Annotated in this window: 10 protein-coding genes; 3 read left to right on the top strand and 7 right to left on the bottom strand. The window is 43.3% G+C overall.

Translation table 11 applies throughout. The features are described from left to right. Positions 1-60 precede the first annotated feature (60 nt). Positions 61-2,937 carry a T9SS type A sorting domain-containing protein gene (locus tag G563_RS0125215; RefSeq protein ID WP_028667767.1) on the bottom strand — a complete coding sequence of 959 codons (2,877 nt, stop codon included), beginning with the start codon at positions 2,935-2,937 and terminating at the stop codon, positions 61-63. 296 nt (positions 2,938-3,233) lie between these two features. Then, positions 3,234-4,976: a tetratricopeptide repeat protein gene (locus G563_RS0125205; protein WP_028667766.1), complete on the bottom strand. Its 1,743-nt coding sequence runs from the start codon at positions 4,974-4,976 to the stop codon at positions 3,234-3,236. A 785-nt stretch (positions 4,977-5,761) separates the two neighbouring features. On the opposite strand from G563_RS0125205, the gene G563_RS0125200 reads away from it, so the two are divergent. The 3 genes from G563_RS0125200 (at position 5,762) to G563_RS0125190 (ending at position 8,113) form a co-directional block, all read left to right on the top strand. Beyond that, the gene (locus tag G563_RS0125200) at positions 5,762-6,823 is read left to right on the top strand and encodes a methyltransferase (RefSeq protein ID WP_028667765.1); all 1,062 of its coding nucleotides are present in this window, start codon (positions 5,762-5,764) and stop codon (positions 6,821-6,823) included. Between the two features lie 66 nt (positions 6,824-6,889). Continuing rightward, on the top strand, positions 6,890-7,369 hold the full coding sequence (locus G563_RS35865; protein ID WP_037328197.1) for a hypothetical protein: 480 nt from the start codon (positions 6,890-6,892) through the stop codon (positions 7,367-7,369). A gap of 24 nt (positions 7,370-7,393) precedes the next feature. Further along, positions 7,394-8,113 (top strand): phytanoyl-CoA dioxygenase family protein, encoded by a 720-nt coding sequence (locus G563_RS0125190; RefSeq protein WP_028667764.1) that lies wholly within the window; start codon positions 7,394-7,396, stop codon positions 8,111-8,113. 121 nt (positions 8,114-8,234) lie between these two features. On the opposite strand, the gene G563_RS0125185 is transcribed toward G563_RS0125190, so the two are convergent. From G563_RS0125185 to G563_RS0125165, 5 genes are read right to left on the bottom strand one after another with little or no spacing between them, the layout of a single operon-like run. Then, positions 8,235-9,296 (bottom strand): hypothetical protein, encoded by a 1,062-nt coding sequence (locus G563_RS0125185; protein WP_028667763.1) that lies wholly within the window; start codon positions 9,294-9,296, stop codon positions 8,235-8,237. Further along, entirely contained in the window at positions 9,293-10,138 is an 846-nt protein-coding gene (locus G563_RS0125180; protein WP_028667762.1) for an SMP-30/gluconolactonase/LRE family protein, read from the bottom strand. The genes G563_RS0125185 and G563_RS0125180 overlap by 4 nt, the downstream gene beginning before the upstream one ends. 7 nt (positions 10,139-10,145) lie before the next feature. Beyond that, entirely contained in the window at positions 10,146-11,618 is a 1,473-nt protein-coding gene (locus tag G563_RS0125175) for a M81 family metallopeptidase (RefSeq protein ID WP_028667761.1), read from the bottom strand. Beyond that, a complete protein-coding gene (locus G563_RS0125170; protein ID WP_037328195.1) occupies positions 11,615-11,995 on the bottom strand; it encodes a RidA family protein in 381 nt (126 codons plus the stop codon). Before G563_RS0125170 ends, G563_RS0125175 begins: the two co-directional genes overlap by 4 nt. Beyond that, on the bottom strand, positions 11,992-12,636 hold the full coding sequence (locus G563_RS0125165; RefSeq protein WP_028667759.1) for an RraA family protein: 645 nt from the start codon (positions 12,634-12,636) through the stop codon (positions 11,992-11,994). The genes G563_RS0125170 and G563_RS0125165 overlap by 4 nt, the downstream gene beginning before the upstream one ends. Positions 12,637-12,744 lie beyond the last annotated feature (108 nt).

The following is a 12,744-nucleotide window of genomic DNA, read 5'->3' as shown; positions in this document are numbered from 1 at the left end:
GATAGGATATGATTTCTAGGTTTTAACGGATAGTCACAATTACCAGTTTTACGTAAGCATTTAATTGACTTTGATTAGTTTCAGCGTAGTTTTACGATTCTCTGCCATTACTTGCAACACGTAAACACCTACTTTTAGTCCTCTCACTTCTACTAGCTGCTTGTGTAAATAAGCCTCTGTTTCAAATTTATTTTGCTGCACTATCTGCCCTTGTAGATTCATTATTTCCCAGTTAATCTTTTGATGTGATTGTCCTTTTACTTGTAATTGAAAGCTTTCTCCAATCACAGGATTAGGAGCTATCATCGCCCAACCATCCTCTGATGTTATATTATCTTCTTGCTCCCAAGAAGCAATACTTTCTCTCGCACTACAGTTATTATTGATAGTCACGGTTTTGGCTCCACTCATATTACGACTACAACCAGCCACATCCTCTATTGCCACCACTGTATAGCTACCCGCCGCTGTCTGATTCCCAAAACTAATGCCACTTCCTGTCCCCGCTACTGCACTGCCTACATTCAGACCACTACGTCGAAGCTGATAGTTAACCCCTACTTGAGAACCATTCAGCCCTATCGCTACTCCTGCCCCATTTTTACAATAGCTTCCTCCTCCTGTCACTGAAAATACGGAAGGTATCGTTCCAACAATCAATGTAGCAGGATTTACTGCTCCACTCATTTGGGCCGTACAACCACCTACGGTCGTTTTCGCCATCACAGTGTAAGTTCCTACTACGGTTTGTCCACCAAAACCTAGCACATTTCCTGTACCATTCATAAGTGTACCCACATTGATACCATCTCGCTGAAGCTGATAAGTCACTCCAATTTCTGAGCCTGACAATATCGGTGTTAGCGCAGGTGGATTAGCATTGGGATTACTCTGGCATACTGTATTGTTGCTGCTAAGGGTAAATACAGAAGGAACAACATTGACTACCACCGTAGTCGAGGAACTTAGAGCCGTCGTACATGCTGGAGTGGTGTTGGAGATAACGTTGAGTAAAGTTAAGGTTGTATTAGCTGTAATATCAGAAGCAGAAATTTGCTGATTGCTTCCATTCAACAATAGTGTTTGCGTACCAGCCAGACCCGTTAAAGTATAATTTAGGGTTGCTCCTGAGGTGCCATTTACTTCAAAAATAGCATTGCCTTTTCCACACAATGGCCCGTTGGATGATAACAAACTCGCCACAGGTACTGCTTTCACCACCACCGAACCTATGAGTTCTGTGGAGATGCAGTTGTTGGCGTTTTTTACAGTCAGCGAAAATGAATAACTCCCTGTCTCAGCAGGTTCGTTTAATGAAACCATGATAGGGCTACTTGGCAATGCCCCGTCGGTGACGCTGGTCAAGCCAGTTCCTGACAATGAGTAAGAAGTAGGAGCATTGTCAGGATTTGAAAAGGGAATACTAAAAGAGGTACCTCCAGGGCAAATTTCGGCAATACTACCTAAGGTAATAGAAGGAAGCGCTGGATCTGAAAGCTGTTTTGAAACGGGATTACTAACACAAACTCCCCGGGTAGCAACAATATCCGTATAATTGCCTGCGCTTAAATCAGAGAGTGTAATGATACCATTTGCATCACTTGTATACTCAGTACCCGAAACAGCATTGCCGTCTTTTTTATAATTGATAGTATAAGCTACACTAGCCAAAAGGCCAGACAATTCAATGGTTCCATTGCTTCCTCCACAAGTAGTAGGACTAGAAGAAGAAGAAACATTAATCACTAGCAAGGTAGTACTTTGCAATTCAAATGCGCCTAAATCAACTGTTCCACCAAAAATTCGATTATTACCGTCAAAGTCCTTGGCAAGCACCCCGGTATTATCGCCTTGATTGACCCCTGGCGAACAAGGTAACAAACGAAAATCGTTATTAGCATCATCTACAAACAAAGGAGTATTATTAGAATTGGTACCGTCTAAGTTGCTACCGCCGGGATTTAAGCCTTTGATGAGGCAATTAACATACGTTGTACTAGACCCTCCCGAATTTCCGACCTCCGCAGCACCTGAATTCCATAAGATACAATTTTTTAAAGTTGGAAACGAATTGGGCCAATTATGAACTCCACTACCATTAATGCTCGCCGAATTATTGACTAGAGTACAATTAAGAATCAACGGTTGGCTTTCTCCGTTGTAAATACCACCTCCTGAAGTATTAGCAGTATTGCTTATAAATAGGCAATTGACAATACTATAATCATACTCTCCAAAACTACAAATACCTCCTCCTGTATCTGAAGAATTGCTCAAGAAAGTACAATTCTCTATTTCAGGAGTAGCATCAGAAGTGGTAAGCCCTCCTCCAAAATAGGCAGATTGATTAAAAGAAAAAGTACAATTGCTGATACGAGGTGATGATAGGTAATTGTACATACCGCCGCCACGTTCTTCATAAAGTGCCTCTATATTGTTGGCAGCACCGTATGAGATAGTAATTCCGTCGATAATAGCGGTGTTGTTAAGTCCATTGTTATCGTTTAAAAACACATGATATACGTTATTCGAAATATCATTGTCTTGTTGAATTTCGCCGCTGAGTAAAGTAACATTCGTTTTCCAATTACGTTGACTCATAGTTGGATTGCCGGTGGAAGGAAACCCTCCATAAATCCCTACATTATTTTTCATAACAAAAGTCTTATGTCGTGCATTAGCGGGGTTTGCATTTCCCTCTGCATCCACTGTGGGGTAATACGTCCCTGCTGCTACCCATACTTGCGAAGTTGTATTATTGGAAGAAGCATAACTTGCCGCCGTATTGATGGCGTCTTGCAACTTACTCCCTTCGTAGGCATTGGACCAGTTAGAGCCGTCTTTCGAACCTGCCCCGGAAGGAGTCACGTAAAAGATCTGGGCATACGATGATTTGATAGTGGTCAATATCACAAACAGAAGTAGTATTTTTTTCATGAGTTGAGGGGTTTGGTAATAAGCCTGCGATTCATTGGCTATGGCATATCCTTCAAGGCCTCCAATTGTTTGTCATAATACCACCAAATACCCATCATAAGGACAATGAGCAATCCTAGTAGGAGTAGTAGCACTAGCGTTTTTTGACGGAACAAGAACGCAATGAAAGATGACCTAGCCATGCTACAAAGCTAGAAGTGCAAGCAGTCTTTCTCCAATTTTAAGCTGTCACAAAAGCATTACATTTGTGTCACAAATGCGTCACAACTACCCAAAATCAGTACTTTAAGAAGAAATTATACACTTTCCGCTAGTTCTTCAGCGGTAATGTCTTCGGCAAGGGAGAGTTTTTTTCGCAATCGATACCAAATCGTCCGAATGTTTTGGGCCGAAACCCCAAGCACAAATGTCATTTCTTTTTTTGACAATTGGAGCTTTGTAAGGGTAATAAATCTAACTTCGGCGGGGGTTAATTGAGGGTATTTTTCTTTGAGCCGCTGTAGATAGCCTTCATGTACTTGCTCAAACAAATGACGGAAAGTCTCCCATTCAGTATCCGTAATAATTGTGCTCTGCTGTAATCTTGATAAGGCTTGTTGAGATGACAATCCATCAGGATTTTTTTGAAGTTCTTCTATCAATTTTGACTTTTCTGAGATATTAGAAGCAAACTGGCGAAGCTGTTCGGTGGCATTCAAAAGTTGTGTTTCTTTTTCGACTAGGTGCTGCTGATCTACTTTTAATCGTCGTAAAAACACTTTCCGTTGACGAAAATAAGCAAACATCACCAAACCTAAAATCATACCCACGCCTATCAGATACAAGTTTCTTTCTTGTACTTTTTCTTTACGCTGTGTTTCTATTTGGTCACGCTGCCGCTTCAAATCAGCCTTCTGCTGAGCACGCAATAACTTGCGTGTATTGAACTGCCGATGAAGACTATCTTTGACAAACAACAAAGAATCCAAGTATAAAGTCGCCAAACGATGCTGCCCTTGCTCGGTAGCCAAACGAGCCAATGACGGATACAAAATTTCTAGAAGTGCAAACTCGCCCGAATCCTGTTGGTATTTTTTTGCTTTCTGCATCAACTCACCTGCTCGCTTTAAATGCCCTTTTTTGATTTCTAAATTACTCAAACTACTCACGCACAAAATGCTATTTTCAGCCAATTGAGCCACCGATGCGGGTACAGACCACAATCCTCGATAGTTGGCAAGCGGATATTTTTCGGCCACTTGAAGCCCAGCATTAAGAAGCGGAACAGCCTTCTCAAATTCATTTTGAAGATAGTACAAGTATCCTAAATAGCCCCGTGCCAACCCAATAGCATGATCCTGTTTTTTGCCAAGCGCATTCTGATAGGCTTTTTCGTAATATACCTTCGCTGAATCTAACTGCCCTAAATACCGAAAACAATTACCAACAAAAACATAATTGGAGAACAAATAGTGGTCTAAACGATTGGTTTCTTCATAATCAATCGCTGTTTGAGCATACTGAATCACTTTATCATATTCGGCAAAATGATAATAAGCATAAGTCAACTGATTGATACAGTTGACCTTATCAGGAAACTCAGTGGGCTTTTTATCTTTGATGATTTCGTACATATTGAGATAATGCTCAAAAGCCAACTCATAGTTTTTGACCCTACTGAAATAAAAAAGACCAAAATGCTTTTCGACCGACGCTTCCGTCAGCAGTTGTTTTTCTCTTGCGATTTGTAGAACCTTATCCAATTCCAACTTGGAGACCACCAAATTATCTTTGTATTTTTTTCGATAAAGAAAAAAGCTAAGTTCCATCATATAAGTATCCATTTCTAAGCCCTCATCATCGTGCTCAATGGCCAATTTTCGAATGGTTAAAACTTCATCAAAAAACTTAGTAGAATCATAATTATCGTTGATAGTCTTGGTTTCCCAAAAGTTGCTCAACATCCTCCCACGCTCTTTATAATCTTTATGAAGCAAGTGTTCATATTGAGCATAGGCTGAATGATAGAGCAATAAAAAGTATAAAAAGACAACCCGCATAACAAACAAAAGAGTTTTTCAACGCAAAGATGTAGTAAAATACGCATTGAAACTGTTTAAACTTTTTACCATAAATAGTTTTATTTTTTACCCGCAGAAGTGCGCTGAATAATACAAGCGCAGATTTGCGCCGAAAAAAGGGGGCATATAGCCAATAAGTAGTTATGCAAAATTAAATTGGATTTTTGAAATGATTTAATTATTTGATTGTCAGGGTTTTATTTTTAAATTAACTCATTTTCAAATTCGCACATTTACTTAAGTAATTATGCAAAATTAAACTGGATTTTTGAAGTGATTTAATTATTTGATTGTCAGGGTTTTATTTTCAAATTAACTCATTTTCAAATTCGCACATTTACTTAAGTAACTAAGCAAAATTAAACTGGATATTATCAACAATATGCGACTCCTCTAACCCCACGCCTTTAGGCTGGGGATACAATGTGAGAGCTTTACGTGGGCTTTAGCCCTGATTTTTTTTGACAAAAAGCGTAAAAATCAGGGCTAAAGCCCTACGTTGTGGTCTTTTTTACCCACCCCAGCCTAAAGTCGGAGCGCCGATGCGACGTGGGGTTAAAATAGAATTAGCTTTATACTCGCTTAATTTTGCTCAATTACTTAATCTGCGTTTGTCTGCGACTTCGATCTGCGCCAATCGGCGGGTAAAATTTAAAGAAACTTAGCTAACAATGTACTTATTTCTAGGAAATATAACTTTTCTCAATAAGAAAATAGTAATCGATGCCTTTTTTGATTCTAGTAGTATATTTCACCTTTTACTTATGCCTCTCACCCCTGACTTAGCTCCTATTACTCGCCATGCAAGAGCCGTTTATAGTTCGCGCTTGCTCATTGCGGCGGTTCATCATTTGAATGTTTTTGAAACTTTGGCCACACATCCTCTCTCACTTAGCGAATTACGTCAGCGACTTGGCCTCAGCGAACGCCCCGCTATGGTTTTGTTTCCGGCACTTTGTGCCATGGAAATGTTAAAGTACGATACGGAGGGACGTCTACAACTTACGGAGGTAGGACATCATCTTTCTCGTGCCGCCGTACCTACACTAATGGATTACGTAGGTTTAGAAAAAAATGACCCCGGCGTAATCGAAATGGCCGAGCGTCTCCTACACGATGGTCCCAAGTATGCTTCTACCGCAGGCATTGCTTACGTCAAAGACCACGAAACTCCTTCACCCATGGACAACCCAGACGAAGCTCGCCGCTTGACACTGGCCCTCGCGGGGCGTGCCCAATGCTTGGCTCCTATCGCTGCCGAATTTCTACCGCGTCATTCGGGGCATTTGTTGGATGTTGCGGGTGGTACGGGCTACTTCACTTATGAATGGCTCCTGCGCAATCACGAAGCCACCGCCACCCTACTCGACCGCCCGTCGGTATTGGCAGTAGCAGCAGAGACATTAGAGAGCTTTTGTAAACAACATCCTGAGGCGACTTCACTGTCGCAACGAGTAAGGTTCATGCCCGGCGACATGCTAGAAGATACTTTACCTTCAGCCGACATTATATTGGCAGCTAGTGTGTTTCATGATTGGCCTGCCTATGTTTGCTATACGCTTGCTCGACGTTTTGCGGAGGTGCTTCGACCAGAAGGCGAATTATGGATTCACGATGCTTTCCTCAACGATGCGTTAGACGGCCCCTTAGCCGTCACCGACTACTCTGCTCAGTTGTTTTGGGTTACCAAAGGACGAGCCTATAGTCGCAAAGAGTATCGCCACATGATGGAAGCCGCTGGCTTAACACCTTTACCGATGCAATTTGCGACCCAAATGGACTATGGTCTCATTGGAGCAAAAAAGCACTTCTCTAAGGAAGATTGATTTTTGACGGAAAAAGAGACTTTCTTGACGCAAAAAAGTCTTATTTACTAGCGACATTTGCACCCTATGAAAACCACCCATCTACTCACATTCCTAACAGTCGCTCTACTCTGCGGCTGTAATTCCAACAAAACCAACACTGACGAAGCTACCCTAAAAGATTCAACAAGCGCAGCATCAGTAATAGCCAAAAGTCAAACACAATGCTATGCCCTTATGACTGCGCAAGGCGATACCATCACCCTAACCCTAACCCAACAGGGCCTTGATGTACACGGAACCTTGGTGTATTCACTGTTTGAGAAAGACCGCAACATAGGCACTTTACGTGGTCGAATGCACGCGGATACCCTACGGGCTGATTATACTTTTGAGTCAGAAGGCGTCGAATCGGTGCGAGAAGTGGTATTCTTGGCTAAAGGAGAAAATTTCGTAGAAGGCTATGGCTCTACGGAAGAAACAGACAATAAAACAATATTTAGTCCTGGAGCTATACTTACTTTTGACTCAGAAGAAGTCCTAAAAAAAACAGAATGTAAAGAATAGAAAATGTCTCAGTGTAACATAAACGTGAACGACCTCATCAAACATAAACAGCAACTCTTAGACAACGGCTTTGCCGTCATTGACTACGTCTATTCAGCTGAAGAAATACAAAACATCTTGACAATCATCAATCAAGCAGATATGTCGAATGAAACTTTTAGAAAAACGAATGATTTATTTGCCATCAGACAATTTTTAAAAGAATTACCGCAAACTGTTGATCTAATTTTCAACCATAAGTTAAAAACGATAATCAGACATATTTTAGGAGACAACTATTTTGTGGTTAAGAGCATCTATTTTGACAAACCAGCAGCCTCCAACTGGTATGTCTCTTATCATCAAGACTTGACTATCTCGGTAGACAAAAAACTAGAGCTCGACAACTTTGGACCTTGGACGAAAAAACAAAATCAATTTGCAGTTCAACCCCCAATAAATATTTTAGAAAATATAACAACCATCAGGATTCACCTCGACAATACAGACGAAAATAATGGCGCATTAAAAGTTATTCCAAAATCACATTTAAAGAAAATTTATAGACCCGAAACAATTAACTGGAATATTGAAACTGAAATTACTTGTTGTGTACAACAAGGAGGCATTATGTTGATGAAGCCCTTGACACTTCACAGTTCAAACAGAACAACTAACAACCAAAAAAGACGGGTAATACACCTAGAATTTGCCAATATTGAACTACCCAAAGAATTGGAGTGGGCAGAGAAACTCAACCTGTAAAAGATGCTATTGTTTAAGTTACTTGTTCTTAACTATACGCCCTAAATATAATAGTTCATTCTTACTACCATTTGGGGCAAAAATGCTGCTACGCCTCCAATGCAAAGGATAAAAAACTCACCTAGCGAACGCCCATCAAAGAAGGGGTACGTACCCCTGGCAGTATTTCACCACTCACATATACCCAAACTCCCTCCCACTCTACTACGGGCAGCGTCACCCGTGAGGGCCATTCTTTTTGCTCCCCTACGTACTCCCAAGTGTCGTCGGTAGGATGATACACCATGAGACTCTTGATGATGCCCGGATGTTTGGGAGGAGTACGCCATGCTCCTGTCATGCCATCTACCCCACCCCAAAAAAAGAACCTTCCGTCTTTGAGTAAGGGTACCGTAGCCCCGCCCGCCGACGCGCCGCGCGGCATAGGAGCAAGAGACTCCCACCGCGCCACGGGCTGACCTTTTTCGCGTCTCAATTCAAAACGATATGCGTCGGTCAAAATAGCGCGGTATTTATGTCCCAACCGATTTAGGCCTGATGTTTCGCCGCTAAATACGTAGCCATATTGTTGGTCTTTACCACACATCGGAAAAATACGCGCCTCTCCTGGAAACAAGATTTCTTTCCAACCAGCGGCAATATCTTGAAGGTCAAGCACCAGGCACGTTTTGAGCGGTGCGGCGGTAGACGTTTGATTTCCACCTATCAGTATCACCATATCGTTTAGCACTAGCCCTCCCATTTGGGCCAAAGGATAAGGCAGTGCAGGCAACGACTTACGAACCACATCCGTACCATTCCATTCCAGGGCCTCGGACTGCGTTAGATGCCCGTCTTGGTTGCTCCCCCCAAATAGCAGCAATTGGTTTTGGTACGAAACCGAAGCCCCATATCCACAGGCTACCGCAAGCTGCGTAGGGAGGCGCTTGGGAGTGCCGCCTTTTTCTAGCACAAAAATATCGCTGTACCAGCGTTTCTTGCCGCCTTCCCAAGGCATTTTTTCAGGAAAATTAGCTCCGCCAATGGCAATCAAAGCGTGGTGACTTACGCCCGCAAACATCCCCGCACGCCCTTTCAAGTCGGGCAAATCGGGTAGTTTTACCCATTCTACTTTAGACTGAGCAAATACTTCATGAAGAAAATTCATAGCGAAAAACAAAAGAAACAAAGCGAGTTTTTTCATAGTATAACTGATGAATGAGAAACCGTAATTACCATCACAGCACCAGGGCCAGGCTCTCCGTAGCCTCCCGTCACAAGCAGTACTTGACGCTCAGGCTGATATTCGATAAAACAAAGATTGCTCGTGAGAGGAAGCTGTGTATCAAGACTAAACAACCACTCTCCTTGCGAATTTAAAACCTGAATAGCCTGCATTCCATAATGGGCCACCCAAAGATTGCCTTGAGGGTCAATGGCAAGGCCATCTGGTAAATTTTGGCTAATCACGCCCGACACATGCGTAGGCAAGTCAGCAAATACCTCTGCCTTGGCTGCGGCCACGCCCGGTTCGGCAAGTTCTACCCGCAAGATTCGATTTTGATAACTCTCTGCTACGTATAAAAACCGCTCATCGTTTGACAAAGCCAATCCATTGGCATAGTCGATGCCTCGCAGCACAACTTTTTCATTCCCATCCGCCCCTTTAAAAAACACCTTTCCATCAGTAAGCAAAGAGTCAGTAAAATACAGATTGCCCTCACTATCCAGCATAAGATCATTGGGGGTGTGGATTTTTTCGCCCGCAATTTGCCCCATAACAGGCTCAGGCAGAGGCTTTCCATTTACGTCAAAACACAAAATCCCTCTTTGCTTACTATCACAAAACCAGTGTGAACCATCAGGCCCGATGACTTGGCCGTTGGGACATACGGCAGTGGCCCATTGGAGGGCTTCGCCTTTTTCGTCCACCTTTCCGACCCAGCCGCCCGTCAGGGCCGTAAAAAAAAGATGCCGTTCCGAATCCACGGCAGGTCCTTCAGTATAAAAGGGAAGGTTAAATAATTTTTGGACAGTAATCTGCATGACAAAATCAGCTAAAGTCTTCGAATGGATATAAGGGCTTGCGCCGACGATGATACGTAAAAAGGGTCATATCGGCCTGCGTAGCTCCGGGAGTATCTACTTGCACAATGGTAGGGCATACCGACGAATAGGCCGCAATAGGCGCATTTACACCTTTGGCTACAATCACCTCAAATACAGCAGGTTCTAGTCCAAAAGCAGTCATTTGACGTAGGCTATAGGGTGGCGTGCGACGCTCAGTAAGCATGAGTACATTGCCTTGATCGGTTTGGACGACAGCCGTCTTTCCCATGTTATAATTGACAAAACCGCCGTGTTTGGGAGTATCTTCCTTAAAAATCCCGTCCGACAATTGTCTTAAAGTAACATACACATGCCACTTGCCTTGGGTAGTAGTCAAATCAAGCCCAAATCGCTCTCCCAGGCTATGTTGAAAAGCCTCTTCCACGGCAGCAGGATCGGCTAGGCACGTAAATACTTTGGCAAAAGATTTTTTTTCAAAAAACTCAATCAAATGAGTGCTATTACCCAAAGCCCCCCCGCCTACATTGTCGCCCATATCAAGTAGTAAAATAGGTTTGGGTAAATCCGACAATTGTTCATACACCTCTTCAATACCTGTTTTTTTTCCGTTAAAAAGACTTTTTCGACTCATTACATAGGCCGTGAACTGCTCAGCTACTTGGTCGAATTGAGCTTCTTGCGTATGGAGTCCATTAGCAACGAGCAAAAAACTAGAACCCATCTCAGGCACGTCAGCGTAGGGAAACCCCAACAACAAACTTGCATGAATTAGGCCATTTTCAGCCGCTTGTGCCTTCATAAACGCCAACAGGCTTTGGCAAGGGTCGTGCGAAGTATATTGCTGCTCGATACTAATCGCCAAGGGCAATTGTACTAGCTTTTGGATGGGTTTTAGCGTGCCTCTCAATGTCTCCACCATCCACCTCCCCGCCCGCAACCCCGTTGCGTATTGGTCGATGTGGGGATTAGTACCATAGGCCGTGAGGGCGTTGGTAGCATTTGCCATCGCAGGACTCACATTGGCATGAGGGTCGAGGGTTCCGATAATGGGTACATCTTCTCCCACTTTGTCACGAAGTTGACTCAACCAATGCCCATCCATATCGGGATAAGTTTCGGCAACTCCCGAACCGTGGGGCACTACCACATAGCCATCGATGTGGCCTACTTGGGCGAGGGCATCCCACATTTGAGTGAGAATTGCTTCATACGTTTTACCCGAAATGATACCTCCGGGGGTAGCCATTACATATAGTACTGGCACTAGCTCCATATCTTCGGCCTCCGCCACGGCGTCTATTACCCCGCTTATTTCGTGATGAGCGCCACGGTACTCCGACACAATCTGCTGTCCTTCAAGCCAATATCCATTTCGAAAATCATCGAGCGTGGTAGGCCGCTCGATAAAAGTATTGGTTTCGTGATAAATCCCTAGTAGAGCGATTCGCTTTTTCATAACGCAATCACAGCATCTACTTCAAATTTTAGAATATCTCCCAAACACCCTATGAGGGTAGTACGGGCAGGAAAGGGCGCACTGAAATACTCGCGATAAATGGCATTGAATTCGGCCAAATATTCTTGCTTACCCACGTAGTTTCGTACCTGAACGGCATTGTCAAGGGTAGTTCCAGCGGCTTCAGCAATGCGTTTTAGATTATCAAACGACCGACGACATTCTCCTTCAAAAGTATCAGTGACGATGTTGCCTTTGTCATCGACCGAGGCTTGGCCTGAAATATAAAGATAGCCGCCCGAAATAATCCCCGGCGAAAAAGGCAAATGACTTTGAGGGACGTCGCTTCCCGTGATTGGTTGTTTTTTGGTGCTCATAATACTCCGTATTTTAAATAGGCTTCTGTGGCCTTCATTCCATTTTTAATCTCATCTCTGGTAATATTTTCAGCCGAAACTTTGGCCAAGGCCGCTTTGATCACTTCCTCTTCTATGGCTTTGGGAATCACGACAATCCCGTCTTCATCGGCCATTACAACATCGCCAGGCGAAAACCGAACGCCGTCGATTTCTACGGGCACATCTATATCAACTACCCGTTGGCGATTTTGGCTATCATAAGGATTGCGAGCCGTCGCAAATACTGGAAACGCCATTTCTCGCATTTTGGCAATGTCCCGAACCGCCCCGTGAACAATCACCCCTACGCAACCACTATTGCGAGCTGCCGTAGAAAGCAACTCTCCCCAAATCCCTGAGCGCTCCGAGCCTCCCGCTGCCGCAATCAGCACATCATCCGGCTGACAGCTATCAACGGCTTTTAACTCTAGTTCGTAAGGATTGGAATCGGTATGGTACATATCGGCCCAAAGTGTGGTTTTACAACGTCCCATGATTTTGTTAATACCCGTATAAGGTGTAAACGCAATCCGCGTAGCCTGATGCGTATAGCCCATTTGGTCTAATACATCCGAAATAACGGCTACGTACAACTGATTTTTGAGTTCTTCGAAATTCATAAATGTGTTAAGTGGCAAGCCACTGCTAATTGTTAATTATCATTTATCCTTTAATAAATCGTCGGTTAATCCCCTTAAAATGAGACTCAAAGAGGGGCAACATTTTCA

The sequence above is a fragment of the Runella zeae DSM 19591 genome, assembly GCF_000423565.1.
GTDB lineage: Bacteria > Bacteroidota > Bacteroidia > Cytophagales > Spirosomataceae > Runella > Runella zeae.
Note: the sequence above shows the minus strand (reverse complement) of the source record. Positions and strands in the feature narration are given on the sequence as shown.

Bases quoted from the DNA above. Each gene is read 5' to 3' on its own strand.
- G563_RS0125215 (WP_028667767.1), bottom strand. From the start codon at position 2,937: ATGAAAAAAATACTACTTCTGTTTGTGATATTGACCACTATCAAATCA.
- G563_RS0125205 (WP_028667766.1), bottom strand. From the start codon at position 4,976: ATGCGGGTTGTCTTTTTATACTTTTTATTGCTCTATCATTCAGCCTAT.
- G563_RS0125200 (WP_028667765.1), top strand. From the start codon at position 5,762: ATGCCTCTCACCCCTGACTTAGCTCCTATTACTCGCCATGCAAGAGCC.
- G563_RS35865 (WP_037328197.1), top strand. From the start codon at position 6,890: ATGAAAACCACCCATCTACTCACATTCCTAACAGTCGCTCTACTCTGC.
- G563_RS0125185 (WP_028667763.1), bottom strand. From the start codon at position 9,296: ATGAAAAAACTCGCTTTGTTTCTTTTGTTTTTCGCTATGAATTTTCTT.
- G563_RS0125180 (WP_028667762.1), bottom strand. From the start codon at position 10,138: ATGCAGATTACTGTCCAAAAATTATTTAACCTTCCCTTTTATACTGAA.
- G563_RS0125175 (WP_028667761.1), bottom strand. From the start codon at position 11,618: ATGAAAAAGCGAATCGCTCTACTAGGGATTTATCACGAAACCAATACT.
- G563_RS0125170 (WP_037328195.1), bottom strand. From the start codon at position 11,995: ATGAGCACCAAAAAACAACCAATCACGGGAAGCGACGTCCCTCAAAGT.
- G563_RS0125165 (WP_028667759.1), bottom strand. From the start codon at position 12,636: ATGAATTTCGAAGAACTCAAAAATCAGTTGTACGTAGCCGTTATTTCG.